12 protein-coding genes are annotated in these 21,575 nt (G+C 44.9%); 6 read left to right on the top strand and 6 right to left on the bottom strand.

What is annotated here, in order from left to right; translation table 11 throughout:
* Positions 1-110: 110 nt before the first annotated feature.
* The 3 genes from DXZ20_RS06785 to DXZ20_RS06775 all read left to right on the top strand — a co-directional run bounded on the left by DXZ20_RS06785 (position 111) and on the right by DXZ20_RS06775 (position 10,127).
* Entirely contained in the window at positions 111-431 is a 321-nt protein-coding gene (locus DXZ20_RS06785; protein ID WP_163697210.1) for a hypothetical protein, read from the top strand.
* Between the two features lie 141 nt (positions 432-572).
* Entirely contained in the window at positions 573-5,006 is a 4,434-nt protein-coding gene (locus tag DXZ20_RS06780; RefSeq protein ID WP_163697208.1) for an nSTAND1 domain-containing NTPase, read from the top strand.
* 399 nt (positions 5,007-5,405) lie between these two features.
* Positions 5,406-10,127: an nSTAND1 domain-containing NTPase gene (locus DXZ20_RS06775; RefSeq protein ID WP_163697206.1), complete on the top strand. Its 4,722-nt coding sequence runs from the start codon at positions 5,406-5,408 to the stop codon at positions 10,125-10,127.
* On the opposite strand, the gene DXZ20_RS06770 is transcribed toward DXZ20_RS06775, so the two are convergent.
* The 4 genes from DXZ20_RS06770 to DXZ20_RS06755 form a co-directional block, all read right to left on the bottom strand.
* On the bottom strand, positions 10,115-10,336 hold the full coding sequence (locus tag DXZ20_RS06770) for a hypothetical protein (RefSeq protein ID WP_163697203.1): 222 nt from the start codon (positions 10,334-10,336) through the stop codon (positions 10,115-10,117). The two genes, DXZ20_RS06775 and DXZ20_RS06770, sit on opposite strands and share 13 nt — an antisense overlap.
* A gap of 16 nt (positions 10,337-10,352) precedes the next feature.
* Positions 10,353-14,111: a WD40 domain-containing protein gene (locus DXZ20_RS06765; RefSeq protein ID WP_163697201.1), complete on the bottom strand. Its 3,759-nt coding sequence runs from the start codon at positions 14,109-14,111 to the stop codon at positions 10,353-10,355.
* 199 nt (positions 14,112-14,310) lie between these two features.
* Positions 14,311-15,039 (bottom strand): hypothetical protein, encoded by a 729-nt coding sequence (locus tag DXZ20_RS06760; RefSeq protein WP_163697200.1) that lies wholly within the window; start codon positions 15,037-15,039, stop codon positions 14,311-14,313.
* A gap of 9 nt (positions 15,040-15,048) precedes the next feature.
* A complete protein-coding gene (locus DXZ20_RS06755) occupies positions 15,049-15,462 on the bottom strand; it encodes a hypothetical protein (protein WP_163697198.1) in 414 nt (137 codons plus the stop codon).
* 291 nt (positions 15,463-15,753) lie between these two features.
* Here DXZ20_RS06755 and DXZ20_RS06750 point away from each other — a divergent pair, with 291 nt between their 5' ends.
* Positions 15,754-16,104, top strand: a complete 351-nt coding sequence (locus DXZ20_RS06750; RefSeq protein WP_006519075.1) for a DUF5674 family protein — start codon at positions 15,754-15,756, stop codon at positions 16,102-16,104.
* Positions 16,095-16,457, top strand: a complete 363-nt coding sequence (locus DXZ20_RS06745) for a hypothetical protein (RefSeq protein ID WP_163697196.1) — start codon at positions 16,095-16,097, stop codon at positions 16,455-16,457. Before DXZ20_RS06750 ends, DXZ20_RS06745 begins: the two co-directional genes overlap by 10 nt.
* A gap of 537 nt (positions 16,458-16,994) precedes the next feature.
* On the opposite strand, the gene DXZ20_RS06740 is transcribed toward DXZ20_RS06745, so the two are convergent.
* A complete protein-coding gene (locus DXZ20_RS06740; protein WP_163697194.1) occupies positions 16,995-18,572 on the bottom strand; it encodes a putative Ig domain-containing protein in 1,578 nt (525 codons plus the stop codon).
* A gap of 20 nt (positions 18,573-18,592) precedes the next feature.
* Here DXZ20_RS06740 and DXZ20_RS06735 point away from each other — a divergent pair, with 20 nt between their 5' ends.
* The gene (locus DXZ20_RS06735) at positions 18,593-19,825 is read left to right on the top strand and encodes an IS256 family transposase (protein ID WP_163697192.1); all 1,233 of its coding nucleotides are present in this window, start codon (positions 18,593-18,595) and stop codon (positions 19,823-19,825) included.
* Positions 19,826-19,848: 23 nt separating this feature from the next.
* Here DXZ20_RS06735 and DXZ20_RS06730 read toward each other — a convergent pair.
* A partial coding sequence (locus tag DXZ20_RS06730; protein WP_250565653.1) for a hypothetical protein occupies positions 19,849-21,575 on the bottom strand: 1,727 nt, incomplete at its 5' end.

The following is a 21,575-nucleotide window of genomic DNA, read 5'->3' as shown; positions in this document are numbered from 1 at the left end:
TTTATAGGCAACGATTCAAATGCAATTGATGTAGTTGCCTCAGCTCATTAATCAGTGTTCTAAATATGTTTTTCGCTCGTGCAAAGTATCGTAATTCAAGGAGCATTGCCATGAAAAAAATCGTGCTAGCAACAACAATTATTCCAGCGTTGCTGTTGAGTTGTAATGAAGTTCTTGCCAGTGAAGAGTTAAATAATTCAACAACAATAGAATCACCTTCATCAATTGAAGTGCCAACTGGAATTAATGGTTCTGTAATTTATGAGGATTCTATGAACCCACAGATTCAAGACAATACGCTTCAAATTCGACCTGGTACGAATGACCGTCCCGGCATTCGACCTACGGTTGGCCCTAGACCATTGCCAATTGAGGAAGATCCATATAACAACCAGCACCTAAATGAGGGTATTCAGGGTATTTCTCAGTAACTAGTGTGTTTGAAATAGCTAGTTAAAATCCTGCGTCCCTTCAATTCTCTAGTGTGTCAATTGGACCAAATCGAGAAGGAAACTCTCGATTTGGTCTAAATCATCCACGTCAAAGAGTGTTTAGCATTTTTCTTCAGTATTATGGCAGTCCAGAGTTTTACCCGTAATTTGGCTGTAATTATTGGTATTAATCAATACGCCAATAACATATCTACTTTACAGACAGCAGTCAACGATGCTGAGATGGTGGCTCAGCATCTCAAGTTGAATCACGGGTATGAGATAAGACTACTGCTTGATCAAGCGGCCAGTCTAAACAAATTGATTTGTCTACTCAAGGAAATATTGCCCAGTGAGATAAGTTCGGATGACCGGGTTCTCTTTTACTTTGCTGGTCATGGTGTTGCTGTCAATAGTGATGATGGCCCTGCTGGATATCTTATTCCACAGGATGCTAAGCAAGGTCTACACGAGACATACTTGCCAATGCAATTACTGCATGATGCCTTGGCGGCTTTGCCCTGTCGTCATTTACTCACTATTCTCGACTGTTGTTTTTCAGGTGCTTTTCGCTGGTCAAGCCTGCGAAACATTTTGTCTTACCCAGAAATTCTTTATCAAGAAAGGTATGACCGTTTTATTCAAGATCCAGCCTGGCAGGTTTTAACATCTGCTGGTTATGATCAAGCTGCCCTAGATGTCTTGAATAATAATCGAGATCTTAGCAATGAACAACGACAACATTCGCCGTTTGCTGAGGCTTTTTTAGAAGCTTTGCAAGGAAAAGCTGATATCTTTCCTGCTGGTCAGAATGGTAAACTGCCTGGAGATGGAGTCATCACAGCTACAGAACTTTATCTTTACTTACGAGATCGTGTAGAACTTACTACTGAGAAGAATCAGGTAAAACGACAAACACCAGGGTTGTGGCCTCTGAAGAAGCATGGCCGTGGAGAATATATTTTTTTGGTTCCAGGGCATCAGTTAAATCTGACTCATGCACCAGAGCTTAACCTAGATAACAATCCCTATCGGGGTTTACAATCTTTTGAAGAAGAACATAATTATTTATTTTTTGGACGGCAGCAGCTAGTTGAGAAACTTGAAATATTTGTATTAGAAAATCCGCTAACGGTTGTCTTAGGTGCTTCAGGAACCGGTAAATCCAGCTTAGTAAAAGCTGGATTGATCCCTAAGCTACGAGAAAATATTGATGAAGATTGGAAAGTATTACCACCTGTTCGTCCTGGGAATTCTCCTTTAAGAGCATTGGCTAGAGCTGTTTTAGATTTAACTATTGAAGCAGATGCGGTTGTAACTAGTATAGAAACATTAAGTGAAACGTTAGCTCAATGTCCTAAAAAGTTAGTAAATATTGTAGCTGCCTGGGGAAAACGGAATCCTAACAAGAGACTATTATTAGTAATTGACCAGTTCGAAGAATTGATCACTCTCTGCCAAAGCAATCAAGAAAGAGAGAAATTTCTTACGTTAATTCGATTCGCTTTAACAATAGAACGTAATCGTGGGCGTGTGGTTATTACCCTACGTAATGATTTCGAACCTCAGTTTTTAAACTCACCACTTAAATCGGTCTGGATGAAGTCTCGTTTTCTAATGACTCCAATGACTCAAGATGAGTTGCGGCAGGCTATTGAAGGACCGGCACAAGAACGTGTGCTTTACTTTGAACCTCCCAGCTTAGTAGACCAACTGATCAATGAAGTTGTACAAATGCCGGGAGCACTACCTTTACTATCATTTACGTTAAGTGAACTATATTTGAAATATCTGCAACGTTATGACGACAATCGAGCCTTAACTCAAGATGACTATGAATCAATTGGTGGTGTAGCTGGAGCATTAACCCAGCGGGCGGCTCAAGAATATGAATGTCTTCTAAAACAAAATTCAGATTATGAGCAAACAATGCCCAATGTAATGCTGCGAATGGTTGCCATTGAGGGAGGAGAACTTGTTCGTAGGAGAGTTTTGCGTTCTGAGTTGATTTATGAGGAAGCAGAAGAAAATAATCGAGTGGCAGCTGTTATTCAACAACTAACAACTGCGCGTCTAATTGTTGAGGGACAAGAATTAGATGGGGATGCCTATATTGAACCTGCGCATGATGCATTGATCCGAGGATGGGATAAGCTGCATGCTTGGGCAAAGCAATCTCGAAGCGACATCGAGAAGTCAGCCTTTTTACTTTGGCGACAGAGACTGCAAGCCAGACGCTTTGAGTGGCAAAATAATGCGAAAGATATTAGTAGTCTTCTAAGAGGTAGTGTACTAGAAGAGGCAAAATACTGGATAACACAGTCAAATGTAGACATCAATAAAGCAGAAAGAAGTTTTATTAAAGAAAGCTTGCTCTTAGCCAATAAGGAACGCAAAAAACGAAATCAAGTCATTGGATTCATCATTGGTACCTTAGCAACCGGTTTGGCTAGTGCTTTATTCTTATGGTTGCGCTCAGAATCTGCTAGACATAGAGAGCAAATTGCTATTATTGAAGCCTCTAACTCAGCATCTCAGAATCAATTTCTGTCTCATGAGTATTACGGAGCATTAGCCAGCAGTATTCAAGCAGGCCAATATTTATTAAAAACTCGTGTACAGTCAGACCTTAAGAAAAAGACTATTAAACAATTACAAGATATTACATTTACAATGCAGGAACAAAATCGAATATTACCTGAGGTTCCTGCTAATAGTGTTAGCTTTAGTCCAGATGGTCAAATATTTGTCTCAGGTAATAATGATGGCACCATTACACTTTGGTCAATTAATGGAACTGTCATCAGAATAATTGAAGATTCTGAACTCAGGGTTAATTATGTAAAGTTTAGCCCGGATGGGCAGATGTTTGCTTCAGGATATGATGACGGCACTATAAAACTCTGGAAGACAAATGATGGCTCTCTCAGCCATGTAATTGAAGCTCATTCAGAACCAGTGGTCAGTATAAGTTTTAGTTCTGATGGACAGATGCTAGTGTCTGGGAGTTTTGATGATACTGTTAAGCTTTGGAATACAAGTAATTACTCATTAATTAGTACCTTTGAAGGTCATCAAAACGATGTTCATAGTGTGAGCTTTAGCCCCAACAATCAAATAATAGCTTCAGCTAGTCTAGACAACACTGTAAAACTCTGGGATATAACAGAAAATACTGTAACTAAGACTCTTGAAGGACATGAAGACTGGGTGACTGCTGTCAGTTTTAGCCCTGATGGTCAAACCTTGGCCTCAGCTAGTGCCGATAAAACTATTCAACTTTGGGATATCAAAAGTGGCGAAAACTTTGACACTTTGCTAGGGCATAGTGCTGGTGTTTGGGATATTAGCTTTAGTCCAGACGGTAAGATTCTAGCCTCAGCTAGCTGGGATAATACTATTAGCTTATGGAGAATGAATGGTCAGTCTGGATTTAAATCATCTTTAGTAAATACCCTAGGGCATAGTAAAGGTGTTTTTAGTCTTGATTTCAATTCGGATGGCCAAACACTTGTTTCTTTAGGTGACGACGGAAGCATTAGACTTTGGAAAAGTAATGATGGTGATTTTTTAACCCTAGTCGGTCACGAAGCAGGAGTTTACAGCGCAACTTTCAGCCCAGATAACCAAATTGTTGCTTCAGCCAGTCGCGATGGAACGATAAAGCTGTGGGACGCAAATGATGGTTCACTTATCAATACTCTCACTGGACATGCATCGGACGTGACTCATGTCCGATTTAGCCCAGATGGTAAGACTTTAGCATCTGCTAGTGTAGACAAAACAATTAGACTTTGGAATGTCCATAATGGAACATTAATTAAAAATCTTGAAAAACATAAAAGTGATGTCAATAGCCTTCGCTTTAGTCCAAATGGGAAAATATTGGCTTCTGCAAGCGATGATGCAACCATTAATCTTTGGAATATTATTGATGGAGACTTGATCAATACTTTGACTGGGCATCAGGATATAGTTATGGATGTGGATTTTAGCCCAGATAGTAAAAGCTTAGTATCAGCAAGCTTAGACGATACTGTTAAGCTTTGGAATGTTGGTAATGGAAAACTTGTTAAAACTTTTCGCGAAGACAACGATGTTCATAGTGTAAGCTTTAGCCCTGATGGGCAAATGATTGCATCTAGTAGTGGTGATACTGCTGATGGAAATATCAAACTATGGAGAACTGCCGATGGGACATTATTAAATACGCTTAAAGGTCATGATTCTGGTGTTGGTAGTGTCAGTTTCAGTCCCAAAGGCCAAAAGCTTGTGTCAAGCAGTGCCGATGGAACTATTAGGCTGTGGCGATCTCGTGATGGTGCTTTAGTTGACATTTTGTCTGGCCATCTTGTTGGAGAAGTTTTTAGTGTCCAGTTCAGTAAAGATGGTAAAAAACTTGTTTCAGCAAGTGCCGATGCCACTGTCAAGCTTTGGAGAGTCCCAGACGAAGCCTTTGAGACAAAAGACTTACAACTTGAGGGTTTATTAGAAGATGCTTGTAATAAACTTGAACAGTTTACGTTAGATAGTGATGAAAAACTAAAGCAGATGGACCTCGTAGATTGTCGTTAAAGGCTATAAGAGATACTGTAAGGCGTAACCTGAAGATAACTCTGTATAACTTTGAATAATCCAAGGAATGTTAGCAATTTGACCTTCTTTGGATTCTTTTTTAGTTGGAGATGTGGAGATACTACAGAGTCTGATCGTTCTTCTCAAGAAGTTGAAAATACCCCATAGTTAGATGTTGTAATAAACCATAAAACCTATCTTGGATAGGCTTTATAGCCTTCTGGGTCAGGGTGTCACCTAGGGGAAGTTGCTTTAGTTATATTGACCTTATCAACTTGAAAGTAGGTACGAGTCTGTAAACTTTTATTCATTTCATGGGATCATCAGCGGACTTTCCGGAAACGTACTTAGAAAAGTTGAAATCATTAACACCCATGATTTTTTGGGCAGGTGTCTTCTATGCCAATAGCAGCGTTTTCCCGTAGCCTGGCAGTCATCATTGGTATTAATCATTACGCCAATGGCATTTCCCAACTTAAAACTGCCACCCATGATGCTCGCGTTTTAGCTCAGCAGCTGAAGTATGAGCATGGATATGCTGTCGACCTCTTGGTGGATAAAGCGGCAACCAAAGAAGCCATACTACATCTACTCAAAGAACTGTCGAAAACTATTACAGAAAATGACCGGCTGCTGTTTTACTTTGCGGGTCATGGTCTGGCGATGGATGGAGATGATGGTCCGGCGGGATATTTGATCCCTCAGGATGCCAGGCTGGGGCAGCATGAATCATTCCTGCCTATGCACGATTTGCATCAGTCATTGACAGCTTTATCTTGTCGTCATTCTCTTATTATTCTGGACTGCTGCTTCTCAGGAGCTTTTCGCTGGTCAAGTACGCGGGATGTGAGTACTCATCCAGAGATTATCTACAAAGAGCGTTTTGATCGTTTTGTTCAAGATCCGGCCTGGCAGGTGATTACCTCTGCGGCTTATGATCAGCTTGCCCATGATGTCTCACAGAGTAATTTAGAAGACCACCGCGGGCAGGGGCATAGCTCTCATCATTCCCCGTTTGCAGAAGCCCTTTTTGAGGCTCTGGGTGGTGCTGCAGATTGTTTTCCTATCGCTAGTAATAGTGAGCCCCATGGGGATGGGGTGATTACTGCTACTGAGCTATATCTATATTTGAGGGATCGTGTCGAGCTGCAGTTTGATATTGAGCATCAGCAGCAAACCCCAGGGCTATGGCCTCTGCGCAAGCACGACAAAGGGGAATATATTTTCCTGGTGCCAGGGCATGAACTCAATCTGCCCCCTGCACCTGAGCTGAATACGGCAAATAATCCCTATCGAGGGTTAGCCGCCTTTGACGAAGATCAAGCCCATTTATTTTTTGGTCGTAACCAGCTAATTACAGATCTGCAAGTATTTGTCTGCGAGCATCCTTTGACTGTGGTGCTTGGTCCGTCAGGCACAGGCAAGTCTAGCCTGGTAAAGGCAGGACTGATCCCCGCTTTGCGAGAGTCTGATGATATAGACTGGCAGATTCTGTCACCAGTAAGGCCAGGGGATTCCCCATTAAGATCTTTGGCTCGTGCCATTTTGGCATTGAACCCTGACCAAATCACTGACACAGAAAATATCGATGCATTGGCGGTGGAGCTGGCTCAAGAACCAAAGGCATTAACCCGACAAGTGTTGGACTGGGGCAAACGTCATCCCCATAAGTATCTATTACTGGTGATTGATCAATTTGAGGAATTGGTGACCCAGTGCCGTAATGAACACGAGCGGCAACAATTTTTAGAATTGATCAAAAAAGCGATCAGGCTGGCGAAAGACCGAGGACGAATAGTGCTGACATTACGGTCTGACTTTGAACCACAGTTTGTGCAATCGCCTCTAAAGGAGATATGGATGCAGAGCCGCTTTTTGGTGAAGCCCATGACCCAGGACGAGCTGCGCCAAGCTATCGAAGCTCCTGCGGCTGAACGGGTGATGGTGTTTGAACCCTATGGCTTAGTGGAGCAACTGATCAACGAAGTGGTGCAGATGCCAGGGGCGTTGCCACTGCTGTCATTTACCTTGAGTGAGCTGTATTTGAGATATTTACAGCGGGAGGATGGCAATCGGGCCATGACCCAGGCTGACTATGAAGCCTTGGGAGGGGTGGCGGGCTCGTTAACCCAACGGGCAACCCAAGAATATGAGGCTTTGATGCAACAAGACCCAGCCTATGAGCACACCATGAAGCGAGTGATGTTGCGAATGGTGGCGATTGAAGGAGGAGAGTTGGCGCGGAGGCGAGTGTCGCGATCCGAGTTAGTGTATTCCAGCGAAGCGGAGAATGATCGCATTGGGGAAGTCATTCGACGGTTAACGGCAGCAAGACTGGTAGTGGAGGGACAAGACCCAGGTGGAGAACCCTATGTGGAACCAGCCCATGATGCTTTGGTACAGGGATGGAGCCAGCTATTGCGATGGAAAAATGAGGCACAAAATAATTTATTTTTGCAGCGACAGGTTGCACCCGCTGCCAAGGCATGGTCGGAGAGAAAAGGGACATTGTGGAATGCTGACCCTCGCCTGGCTTTGTTCAAGCCTATGCTCAGGCTTGAACAAACATGGTTGAATGGGATAGAAACAGAGTTTATTAGGCGAAGTTTACAAACAAAACGAACTAACCAATTAATCCGTTTAGGCAGCGTCATAACATTTATAGCTGTGGTTAGTAGTTTGGGGTTATTTGCTAATGCTGAACGACTTAAAGCAGATAAGAATGCATTGGATGCTGAATTTAAAGCAACTGAATCCGATATAAATGCTTGGGAAGCTACTATCAATCAGACAGATGCACTTATTCAGACCTGGATCGCTAAGCATAACGCAGAGACTGCTAAGGCGAACGAAAAGAGGGCAAATGAGCAGACCAAAATAGCTCAAGATAATGCAATCATCGCAGAAACTCGCAGGAGAGAAACAGAAGAAGCACGTAAAGCTGAAGCAGAACAGCGAAGGGTTGCCGATGTACAGAAGGATTTGGCAATTCAACGCCAGAAAGACGCTGAGTATCAAGCAACTGTGGCTCAGTTACGAGAACAGGCTGCAAGAGTCTTAAACTGGCTACCTACACTGGATGCACCAAAAGCAATGTTACTGGCACTTCAGACGTTTGATCAAAGTGAGGCTGTAGGTGAACCGGTTTTGAGCTTAGCGCAGTCTAGTTTGTTGAGCGCTGTTCAAAGAATGAGGGAGAGAAATGTCTTGTTCGGTCATACTGACAGAGTTCACTCCGTAACCTTTAGTCCTGATGGTAAATATATTGTCAGTGGCAGCGAGGATAAAACTTTACGGCTATGGGATTTGCAAGGTAATCTTATTGGTCAACCCTTTCAAACAGAATCTAGTGCTTATGCCATAGCATTCAGTCCTGATGGTAAGTACATCGCTAGTGGTGGTGGTACATATGGAATACAGCTATGGGATTTGAAAGGAAATCCCATTGGCAAGCCCTTGCAAGGGCACACTGGTCGTGTCGAATCTATAGCATTTAGCCCTGATAGCCAGTACATTGCTAGTGGCAGTAGGGATAAGACTGTACGGCTATGGGATTTACAGGGTAATCCTGTTGTTAAGCCCCTTCAAGGCCATGAGTCTGATGTTTATTCGGTAGTTTTCAGTCCCGATAGTCAGTATATTGCCAGTGGCAGTAGGGATAAGACTATACGATTGTGGGATGTAGCATCAGGAGAGCGTCTACGTACATTACGAGGGCATACTTCCGCGATTTGGTCGGTGGCCTTCAGCCCTTATGGTCGAATTATTGCCAGTGGCAGCGGTAATGGAGGTAATAAAGGGGACACCACTATACGATTATGGAACTTACAGGGTGATCCCATAGGTAATCCTTTCCAAGGGCATATTTTTAATGTTTCCTCTATAGCTTTTAGCCCTAATGGCCAGTTTATTGCTAGTGGCAGTACAGACGGAACAATTCGGCTATGGGATTTAACTGGAAATCTGATCGGCAACCCATTGCAAGGTCATACCTCTGGTGTTTATTCTGTAGCTTTTAGCCCTGATGGACAACAAATTGTTAGTGGTAGTGGGGATGGTACTAACAATGGAGACAATACTGTGCGTTTATGGGATTTACCAACTCATGCCACTGCTCTTCTCCCACAAGCTCCTATGGCATTTAGCCCTGATGGTCAGATTCTAGCTACTAGAAATGCTCATCTATGGGACTTACAGGGTAATCTTATTGGAGAACTCTTTCAAGACAGGGAATCTCCAATTATTTCTGTGGCATTTAGCCCTGATGGGCAATACATTGTCGGTGGAAGTTTTGATAAAACTGTGCGCTTATGGGATTTGAAGGGTAATGCTATGAGTGAGCCCTTCCGAGGCCATACTAGCAAGATTAGGTCTTTAGCATTTAGCCCTGATGGGCAATACATTGTCGGTGGAAGTTTTGATAAAACTGTGCACTTATGGGATTTGCAAGGTAATGCCGTGCGTGAGCCTTTCCAAGGTCATACTGATACTGTTGAATCTGTCGCTTTTAGTCCTAATGGAAAATACATTGTCAGTGGAAGTGGGATTAGAGATAAAACCTTACGATTATGGGACTTACAGGACAATTCCATCAGCATTCCCTTCCAAGGTCATACTAGTGTTGTGTTTTCTGTTGCTTTTAGTCCTAATGGAAAATACATTATCAGTGGGAGTGCTGATTCAACATTACGCTTATGGGACCTACAAGGTAACCCTATTGGTAATCCTTTTCGGGGACATGTGGGACAAGTATTAAAAGTAGCTTTTAGCCCAAATGGTCAGCATATTGTCAGTAGTGGTGTAGATAAAACTGTGCGACTATGGGACCTACAAGGTAGAGCCGTTGGTAATGTTTTTCACGGCTCGGATATTATCAGGACCATAGCCTTTAGTTCTGATGGTCAATATATTCTTGGTGGCAGTATTGATAAAACCATAAATTTATTGCCTGGCTCTCTACAGAGTTGGTTGGCAGTAGCCTGTGATCGAATGCGGTATCACCCCATGCTTCATACTCCTAAAACAGTATTTGAGCAAGAACCTGATATGCTCGAAATTGCTTTAGTAGCTAGGAAAACCTGTAAAAAGAGAGTTTGGGACAACAACAATCAGGCATCTTGAGTTGGAAGGTCTTTCTCAGTCCAGTTTGGGTTTCGATCAGTAAAGTCATCCTGTAATGGTTCTTCAGGTGCAGACTCATCTATAGCCTCATTGCTCACTTCAGCAACTGGATTATCCGCAGCCTCTGAAATCTCAGCCTCTGTTTCAGAAGTAACCTGATCATCTGTAATCTTCTCGTCTGATTTCTGTTCCTTCGGATCACTCATCATCTATTTCATCCATCAATTATCTAGAAGCATTTTCCACTGCACCCAACGCCTTTAATGTATTACGCTGAGCAACAGTTAACCCCACTACATTAGTAATATTCATATTCTCATAGGGTCTTTGCGGCCTCAATACCTTAGTGCAAATCCCAGTTTTCAGGTCCCATAACCGAATCGTCTCATCCTCACTACAGCTAACCAAATATCGCCCATCTGGACTAAACTCAACCGACCAAACAGCACTACTATGCTCAGTCAAACTCCGCTGACATTCACCCGTTTCCACATCCCAAAGATATACTGTAGCATCATCACCACAGCTAGCCAGATATCGACCGTCCAAACTAAATGCCACAGATCTAACCCGCTGACTATCCTTCTCCAATGTCTGCAAACATTCCCCAGTGACTATATCCCAAATTTTAATCGTATGGTCACCACTACCACTAGCAACCCAGGACTGTTGCGGATGAAATGCCACCGCCAAAACCCAATCCCCATGCCCTTCTAGAGTATGTAAACAAGCACCAGAGCCCACCGCCCATAGCTTTAGCGTATGGTCATCACTGCCACTAGCAACCATCGCCCCATCAATTGAAAACGCCACCGCTTTTATCCGCTGCAAATGACCTGCTAAAATCTGTAAACATTCCCCAGAAGTAACATCCCAAAGCCTTACAGTTTTGTCATAGCTGCCGCTGGCTAGAATGTTACCGACAGAGCTAAACACCACAGACTGAACACCGTCTGTATGCCCTCGCAATGTGCGTAGATACTCTCCCGACGTAGCATTCCACAAACGAATCGTTGCATCATCGCTGCCACTAGCAATGTAACGACCATCTGAACTAAACACTACGGAAGATACTTGGTTGGTATGTCCCGATAACCTGCGGATACAGTCACCAGTCACAGTCTGCCAGAGTCGCACCTGCTGATCCTCTCCACCACTGACTAAATACTCACCATCCGGGCTAAAGGCGACCGACTGTAGCCAATTGCTGTAAGTTATTAGTGTTTGCAGGCACTGCCCAGAAGTCACATCCCAAACCTTAACCGTCTGATCATTACTAGCACTCACCACCGATTGCCCATCCGGGCTAAAGCGAGTCAACCAGACAAAATGACTGTGGCCCAACCAAGTTTGTAAGCAATCTCCAGTCGCCAAATCCCATAGTTTAATCGTTTTATCATCACTAGACGTGAGAAATGTCTGCCCATCTTGGGCAAATGCCACCGACCAAACATAACTCCGATAATCAGGCAACGTGAACCGACACTTGCCAGTGGCTAAATCCCATAGCTTGACCAGATTACCATCACTACCCGTGACAAGGGTGCTGCCGTCTGAACTCAAATCCATTGCCAAAGTCCAGTTAATCGAAATTTCCCAAGTATGTAGACAATCTCCGCTAGCAAAATCCCATACCCGTGTAGCCTGATCCATACTACTGCTGACCAGCGTTTGGCCATCAGCAGAAAACTTTAGGGCCAGGATGCGATCGCAATGCCCCTCCCATATCCACTGGCAACAAGATGTTGCTACCTCCCACACTCGTATAGCACCATCACTTCCACCACTAACCAGGTATTGACCATCAGGGCTAAATACTACAGTCTGTACCCAGCTACCCGGACAAGGTAATGTCTTCATACACTGACCCGTCTCAGCATCCCACAACCGGATAGTTTCATCTCGACTACCAGTAGCAATCAGCTTGCCATCAAGACTATAGGCCACACACATCACCCAAGCCGTATGCCCTTGCCCAGCAAGCAGTTGCTTACCCTGACCAATATCCCAAACCACCACCTCATTGCTGATGGCTGTAGCCAGCTGTTGCCCTCCAGGATGATAGGCCACTGCTAGAAAGCCCCCCAGGGTTTGGGTAAACACAGAACGACTCAGATCTGCTTTACTAAAGTTAGTCTCCGGTAATGCCAAGTCTGAAAGATATACCTGCCAAACACAAAGACCTGAAAAGTCATAGCCACTCAGGTCTAATTGCAGTGCCTGCATAAGATTAATCAGATTTCCTGCTGCATAGCCTGGCCGAGAATCTTCATGGAGCTGTTGGAGGATGTGCTCGCATCTTGTCCGCAAAACCTTGCCACTACCCAACCGGTCTTTTAACTGTCGAGCAATCAGTGCAACAATAACACGCTGCTGAGTTTGTCGAATATAGTCCTTTGCATCTGCCTCCATTAAAGCCAAAGTACTTAGCAGTCCTGGCAGTTCAACTGTATTTTCCCAAATCAGTTCACAACATTGATCAATTATTTGTTCAGTCATATATTCCATAACCACAGGCTGCTGTGTGAACCCCTGGCTTTGTGAGTCACGCTCAATTAGTGAGCGCCGTTGTAATGCAGTGAGAGCATCTAGTAATGCTTGAGACTTGACTGTGGGTATGAGTTTAGAGCTTAATACGGCAATAGAAACTGGTTCTCGACAGATCGCTAACCATTCCATAATTTGTCGTTCCAAAAAGGAGAGACGCTTAATTTGTTGGGCAAGCAAATCGGCGATATCACCAAAGACAACGGTTTCAGCTGCTAAAAACGCAGTAACATTTCCGTCAAAAAGAGATTGAATAGTTGCGATCGCAATTTTAAGAGCCAACGGATTACCATTATATTGGTCAACAAGCTGTCTACCTATTGTTGTATCTAGTTGTTGATCTTGTAAAATCGAGTTTGCAGTAACAACTTGCAGTCCTGTTAATTGAAAAGCTCGAACAGGTTCTTGTAACCCTTCTTTAGCACTTAGGCCAATAGGCTTTTCTCGACTTGTTAGTAGTAGACAGCTTTTATGTGGACTGTCCGCCAAACTTTGCAATAAATGACCATAATCTTCATATCCTGGACAATAAGATCCTTGCATACGCTCTGCTTGCAATAAAGATTCAAAATTATCGAGTATGACTAAACAACGACAGTTTCGTAACTCTTTTAGGACAGCAACAATACCAGCATCAACACTCTGATTAATATCAACTACTTGTTGCCCTGATAGAATTAGCAACAAATCTTGTAATAGCGTTTGTAAAGGTGGTGCGTTCCATAGTGATCGCCAAATGATTTTTTCAAACTCAGATTCTAATTGCTGAGCCAACTTAACTGAGAGGGCACTTTTACCCATACCCCCCATACCTAATACGGTAATCAAACGACAGCCATCATCTACAATCCAAGTCTGCAACGTTGCTAACTCAGCTTGACGTCCATAAAACTTTGAGACATCAGGAGCCTCGCCCCAGCTATGTTTATTGGATGCGCCTTGCCAAGGTCTATTATCTTTTACAGTCTCTATTAGCGAAGCCGACTCGACTAAATTAACTGGAGTAATATCACCTCCTACTTCCTTCGATTTCTTAGAACGGTTTGCCTCCCATACCTCATGGATTCTCTGGAGATTATCGCTTTTCATGAATTGCGATTTGCCGTACCAGAGGTTTAAGGCAAAGTGCCGCAGTTCAGACCCTTTGGTAACGGTACGATAGTCATCCAGAATACCAACATGATCCTTAAGCCGATTAATAGCTTCACTGACATCGCTTCGCTTAAGCGCTGGCCCTGAACTTTCTAAACTGGTTAGTGCTTCCAAGTATCTGGTCTTAGTTTTGATAACTAAGCATTTATCCGTTTTCCAGTGGATTTCAATATGGGGACGGATATGTTCGCAATCCTCGATTTCATCATTAACATAGGCCAACATCACCTCCAAGAGGCGTCGGGCCTTCTCATAGGCCTTGGGACCATCGTTACGTCTAGGCATAGTAACCGGTAGAGCACTCAGATATGCTGGAGTTAAGCAGTTTTTGTCAGGATAGCGTGGTTTAAGAAGGCGTAAGCTTAATTGTGATGCTTTGTAGGTATGCTCTGTGTGAGAGGTTGCTAAGGGCCTGCTGCTTATAAAGCTTATTAAAAAAACGTTCAGGATTTTCGGTTGTCACGGATAGCACTTAATTCCAGTTTTAACGATCTAGGTTTTGCGATCGCTTACGCCTTCCACCACTATGTCCGGATATCTGCAACGACTGAATCGACTGCACCTGAGCCACAGTACCCTTCGCATACTGATCCAACGACCCAGCATCCATCCCCTTAACCCCCTGCTGAAACTGAGCGTAGGGTCCCTGATACAACAAATGCGTCACCGCCTCTGCCGACTCCCCAGCCCTCAATGCAGCAGCCACCACCTGTTGGTCTAACTGAATCGCCGCCAGGTCACTACTCACATGCTCCCGATACAGATCAGCGTAGCTCTGAATCTTACCAGTCACCGCATTCGCATATTCCGTATACCGCTGCTTTTGAGCCGTATCCACCTGCGTCTTAGCATAGTGCAGTAGCTTGGGCAGAGCCGCCTTCTTCTCTTCTGGCGATTGCGCCTTCGTCTCACACTGTACATAGGGTCCCTGAGCAACAAACTGAATCACCTGCCGGGGAGAATGTCCCGCTTGTAACGCCACTTGAGCAACCGTGCGATCCAACTGTTGAGCAGTTTGTTGCTCCTCAGGCTCCTCACTCGCGTAAGCCTGAAATAAGGTTTGATAATCTTCAAAGTTTACTCGTAGAGCCGCCTTTGCTAGAACTAAATACTGTTCTCGTGCCTGTTGTCCCTTTTCCGTATCAGGCTCCCGAGGCAGCAATGGGGCCTCTTCTGAAGTCGTTTCTTTATCAGCGTTAGGAGACTTTGCCATGATCACTCCCTACAACACATCCGAAAAGTCGTTGAGTAGATCATCTTGAGCCAACAGAGAAATCTCTCCTGTTGGTACTGCCATAGGGCTAATTGCCGGAAATTCAGGCTGATCAGATTCACTTGGAGGGGGTTCAATTCCAAACGTTTCCCGCAAATGCTGAATTTGCTCTTCCATCCGAATAATAGACTGACGGGCCAAGTCTTTTAACTCTGCCTCCGAATGCTTCCCAGTATCCTTGTAAGCAAAGGGTAACCAGAAGGCACGAGCCGCAGTGGCCGCCTTTTCTTTGCCTTTGTAGGTACGATGAATCAGCCAGCTATAAGTGACACCATTAGGAGAACTACGATCCGGCTCAAAAATAAAGCGCACCCGTGACTTAGTGGGCTTATCTGGATCATCATTGCTGGGTTTGCGGGGCATGGGCTGATTCGATGGCAACGCTCATTTGCCCATAGCTTAACGTTCATGCTTAATAATGCTGATACTATGCTAGACAACTTAACATTTTGACCGTACTCCCACAGAACTTGCGGATGTCATGCTGATCTAGCGACGAGCTGTACGACAGACTCATCCTTGAAATACGGTATTTAGATAGGGCTATGGTACTCTGCGTTTTTGCCATGGAGATGTCATCGTATCGCTCAATACTACTTGGGCTAAAACTGACGATACATAGATTAGAGGATGCCAAGCACGAATAGATGAACCATGATTGTGATCGTTAGAGGCCGTGCTACCCCTGAGCAGGTTGACCAAATGTTAAAGGCTCTGGGAATTTACATTAAGATGGCGGTGGACGTTGAGCGTGAAGTTTTAGCGGGGGGCGGGGAATTGCACGCTGATTGTGAGCTGGTTTTGCTGGATGATGGTAGCGAGCAGAAAAATGTTTGGGGGGCGGACTGGTATCCCACTAATCAGTCTGTGGGCTTTGAATCGATCATTAATATTCGCCCGAGTGCAAACAATCGTTCGATGCAAATTCAAGATCTTGAGTTACGTCAAAAGATAGAGAAAATTATCAGGTCTTTTCTAGAAGGAGTTGAAATTCAATGGGAGTGAATTGGGACATTCTCAAAAAACGATTCCTTCAGGCTGACCAAACAGCTCAGTTGGAAAGTCTTGCGTTGAATTTAACTCGCATTCAGTTTTTTGCTGACAGCGTTACAGGTGAATCAGTTGTTGAACACCTTATTAGGGAAAGTCAGTTTTTTATTGAGTGGATAGTGCCAGGTATTGATTTAGAGACTAGCCTGGACCAGGCTGTTGAGTTGGCTGACCTGCAACGGTTACTGAGTCGGTGGAAATCAAATTGCTCGGATTGGTGGGGGGATGAGCAAAAACGGCAGGAGGTGGCACGACTTTCTCAGGAGTGGTGCGATCGTATTCTCAAGCAACACACATTATCGGCTTAACAGAGCTGACTCTCTCCGCAACTAATAGTGTTGTGCTCGTCGTTTTAGGTGAATTTTATAGATACTCCCAATTCCACTTTTATAGCTGGAGTGGAAGAAGCTGTAGCGGCAAATTTAGCCTACGGAATTGCTACTCATGGTGAAGATGGTGCTTGGTTACCCACAGCAAAAATGCCTATGCCGATCAAGAAGATTTGTGGCGTCAGACCGAATAGTCCAAATTTAGGCCAGTAAATTTTTAGAAACCTGAAATCCTTTTGAAACAAAGGTTTTATGCACTTGATGACGTTCTACCACTATCATACACTTGAATTCCGAGCGGATGGCTTAAGACTCTTGTGTCACTGGTTGAGGGTCAGCTAAAGTTGAGGGTCAGCTAAAAAAGCTAAGGCAATTTGTTCTGGAGCAATCCTGGCTGCAATTCAGTCCTGGGTTATTCCCTGCTCCATGCCGTCGGTCGCTACTTACCTTTACCCATAGGGCACTACATCCCTATTCGAGTCAGTCATATTCAGATCAAGGCGTAGGTTTCACGAATCAGAATCTTGGTATCAGAAGTGTTGTTAATACAGGAGGGAAATTACTCTCACTGACCTTGATATTAAAGGTTTGAGATGCTCCCAGATTAAGTGAGTCAAAAGCTGCCACCTTCACAACGTGGGGGCCTACCTGCTTCGGTGTCGGTACCCACGTTAGCACTCCGGTGGTTTCGTTCAAGAGCATTCCATCTGGCCCTGCCAATAGCTCATAGCGGATGTTAAGGTTTTCCGGGTCTGTCGCTTCGAGTTGATAAAAGTAGGCTTGGTTCACTATTGCCTCAAAGCTGGGCAGAGAGGTGAACTTTGGTGGCTGATTAGGAACATCACTGGCCACCTCAATGGTATAAGTCTGTTCGGCAAAGCCACCACGACCATCAGCCACGCTAACCGTAACTGTCTGGGTACCCAGCTGAGCAGCGGTCGGTGTCCATTCGATCAGTCCGCTGCTCTCATCAATGGTCATACTATCGGGGGCAACATTAAGGCTATAGGTCAGAGCATCGCTGTTGGAGTCGCTGGCCTCAATGGTATAAGTATAGGGCGTATCGCTAAAGGCTAGGGTAGGTGGGGCTGAGGTGATTGTAGGTGGTGTATTGGTGGAGTTGACATTGATGCCAAAGCCCTGACGGAAGGCAGCACCCTGGGCATCAATGGCTTCGATAATTACTTCGTGGAAACCAAACTGATCGGTAGTGGGCGTCCAGCTTACCCGTCTGGAGGTTTCGTTTAGCGTTAACCCTGCGGGGCCGGAGACCAGTGCCCACACAATGGGGTCGTTGTCGGAGTCAGTGGCCTCGGGTTCGTAGAGATACTGGTCGCCGATGGTGGCTACAAAACTTGGGGTGGAGGTAATTTCAGGGGTATTGTTGACCGTTTGCTTCACCACACTGAGGTCGTAGGAGACTCGAACTCCAAGTCCTCGTCCGTCTTCAACTTCGACGGTGAAGCTGTAGTCTCCCAGTTGGGTAGCTGTTGCTGGCCAGGTTATGAGTCCATTCTCGTCAATGATCATGCCCTCAGGCGCTTCCGTAAGGCGATAGGTTAGTGGATCGTTATCGGGGTCAGTGGCTTCAATTTGGAAAGCAAAGTCATTGCCCAAGCTTATGAACTCCCGTGGCGCATTGGCGATACTTGGCGAATTGTTTACTGCAGCAGAGGCAATTACGGGCAGGGTGAAGGACTGGGTGTCGATGCCGCCTTGTCCATCGGTCACTTGAATACGAATAAAGTTGTCGCCAAAATTGTTATCGTTGGGCGTCCAGCTAAGCAATCCCGAGGTTTCGTCAATAGTGGTACCATCGGGATTGGCCAGCAGACTGTAGGTGAGAGTATCGCCATCCGCATCTTCAGCATCCACATCGTATTGATATAGGGTATTAGCGATGGTGGGACCAAGGGGGTGAGAGGTGATGACTGGAGCGCTGTTGTTGCTGACGGTTACCTGGAAAGCTTGCAAGTCAACGCCACCGTTGCCATCCTGGACTCGAAGTATTACATCGTGGATGCCAATTTGGTCGATGGCGGGTTCCCAAATGAGGGACTGTACAGGATTTTGTGTAAGCGATCTATCATCCATGTACATCAGGAGATCGCCCCATGGCCCGCAAGAAAAAAGAACCGAATCGCGTTGATGAATTACTAGACGAACTACTGGAAGATTGTGCTAGCCCTGAGGATATCTTGGGCGAGTCTGGCTTGATAAAGCAAATCAAAAAGCGCCTAGTGGAACGAGCATTAGCGGGAGAACTCAATCACCATCTTGAATCGAGTCCAGCCGATGAGCAGCCAAAAAATAGTCGCAACGGCAGCTCGAAGAAAACGGTGCAATCGGAGGACGGAGAACTGGAACTGTCCATTCCTCGTGACCGCAACAGCAGCTTTGAACCGATACTGGTGCCCAAACATCAGCGTCGATTAGCGGGACTCGATGAAAAGATACTGGCCCTGTATGCTCGGGGCATGAGCACGCGAGACATCAGTGCCCAGCTCAAAGAATTGTACGGAGGCGCGACGATATCAGCGTCAGTGATTAGTGAGGTCATCGATACCGTCAGTGAAGATGTCAAAGCCTGGCAGTCTCGCCCGCTCGACGCGCTTTACCCGATTGTCTATCTCGATGCCCTGTACGTAAATATCAAGGTCTCAGGCCGGGTAAGCAAGCGTGCGGTCTACGTGGTCCTGGGCATTGACCGCGAGGGTGAGAAACAACTTCTGGGTCTATGGATCGGTGAGGCCGAAACTGAAGGAGCCAAATTCTGGTTGAAAGTCCTCACGGACCTTAAAAATAGGGGATTGACCGATATTCTGATTGCCTGTTGCGATGGGCTCAAGGGGTTTCCTAACGCCATTGAAACAGTGTATCCCAAAACTCAGGTACAGCTGTGCATTGTTCACCTGATGCGTAACTGTATGAAATATGTCCCCTGGAAAGACCGGAAGGCCGTTGCTAAAGACCTCAAACCCATTTACCAAGCTGCTACCCTGGCGGAGTCAGAAGTAGCCCTTGATGCCTTTAGTGATAAATGGGACGAGGCATATCCAGCCATCAGTCAGATCTGGATTCGTCACTGGGAAAATGTCATTCCGATATTCGACTACCCGATGGAGATTCGTCGAGTGATTTACACCACCAATGCTATCGAATCCCTCAACCGCTCCTTGCGTAAGGTGATTAAGACCAAGGCGGTCTTTCCAGATGAAGCCGCTGTTTGCAGGCTCATGTATCTGGCGATGAATAATATTGCGAAAAAATGGAATCGACCGATTAAAAATTGGCGTGCTGCCTTGTCTCATTTTGCTATTCTGTTTCCAGAACGATTTTCTCTTTAAGTCAACAAGCGTTTACACAAAATTCAGATCACTCTCCAAATGACGATACCTCTGGTGGGATCAACTCCCATACCTTCTGGAGCTAATGAGAGATCGTAAGTAAGCAGGTCTCTATTGGCATCTTGGGCATCAGCATCATAGCGGAAGAGTTGATTGACAGCGCCAATTGTGCTTGGCGTGCTAATGAATTCGGGCTCAGCGTTGGGAATCACTCCCTTGAAATCGCCAAAATCAATGCCTTGAATAATATCTCCATCTACGACAGTGACAACGTGCTTAAAATCATTAGGAGAAGTTTGAACATAGCCCGTTTGATTTTCTTCTCTAATGATGTAAGTGCCAGACTCTAAGCCTGTAAATGCGTAATTACCTTCCTTATTGGTCGCAGTAAAGAGTTCGTTGGTATCTCGTTGCCCGTTGTCATTCGCGTCAATGTAGATAACCCAGTCTTCTAAACCAGGTTCAACAAGGTCATCCCCAGTGATACTAACTTCGTATCCTGTATCACCGTCGTGATCCTCACGTAAAACTTGGAGATAATGCTTGCCAGGCGATAGATCGATTGGACCAATCTGATATTCTCCAGGTGCTGCAGGTCCTCCTCTCATTGCACCAAATAAGTAGTTACCATCAAGCCAGACATGAATGCCATTATCGACACCAAAATCACCTATTAAGTTGGTGATGCTTCTTTCACCAGCATCAATTTCATAAATAATGGCTGTCTCGTCATTGACGTTCCATGTATCTGGAACAGGTTGAACTTCTGCCCAGAATTCACTGTTTTCGATAGTCGCCTCTGGATTATCTAGCCAATTGCCTAAATTAGAAATGTCGCTCAAATCAGGAGCTTGTAAAAAACTAGCTGTTGGATCGTCTGTTGAACGATTGGGACCAGGAAAATATGTAGCTAAAGGATCGTTTGGATCTCCTGGATAAAGATCCCCCAGGCTTGAGTTATAAAAGGCTCTGGAAGAAAGATTGATTAGTTCTTGCCGTTGATCTAGATTTCGATCGCCGTCTGCATCTAGATCAAGGAACTTAGTGCCTCGAATTTCACTAGGTTCTACCAAGTTCGCATGATAGATATTATTTTCTTCATCACACTCGTTAACAAAGCCGCGTCCTGTGCCATCGTCATCAGCAACAACCCAGATGTCATCTAAAACTAAAGTTTCAGTGGGCATAGACACCTCAACCAGCATCGTTGCTGCATTGGGATTATCACCAGGAGATGTATCGTTTACGCGCCATTCTAGTTCTCCTGTAAATGGAGTGGCTAAATCTGGGAAAAGCTCTCCCCAAGTTACCTGGGTAGCAAGTGTTGTCGGGGGCTCGGAACTACCAAACCCATTTTCAGATGTGGGTGCAAATATTGGAACAAAGCCAATGTCTCGGTTACCCAGCAATAGAGCTCCAAAGGGAACTCCGTTCCCAAGGGTTGCTCCAGAAGCTGCAACGATTTCTCCAGTTGACGTTCCACCAAAGTAGGGTGTGGGTTGGGTAAGTACACCAGCCGCATTGGTTGGGAATCGATTCGAGTTATTAATTAAATCGAAGAATCCAGTTGCTTTAATATCAAATATGGAAGCAGCGGTTAAGCCATCGACCCTCCAAGTCGAACCGGAAAATGCATCTTGGTTTGAGACTTCATCACTGAAAACTTGTGTCGCTTGGGTGGTATTCACACTGACATCTTCAAATGCCCCGATGTCAAGTCTCTCCGTGGTTTGAGTTGTTCCTATTAGTT

Source organism: Adonisia turfae CCMR0081, from assembly GCF_011009555.1.
Taxonomy (GTDB): domain Bacteria; phylum Cyanobacteriota; class Cyanobacteriia; order Phormidesmidales; family Phormidesmidaceae; genus Leptothoe; species Leptothoe turfae.
The sequence above is the reverse complement of the archived record's forward strand: the minus strand, read 5'-3'. Positions and strand labels throughout refer to the sequence as shown.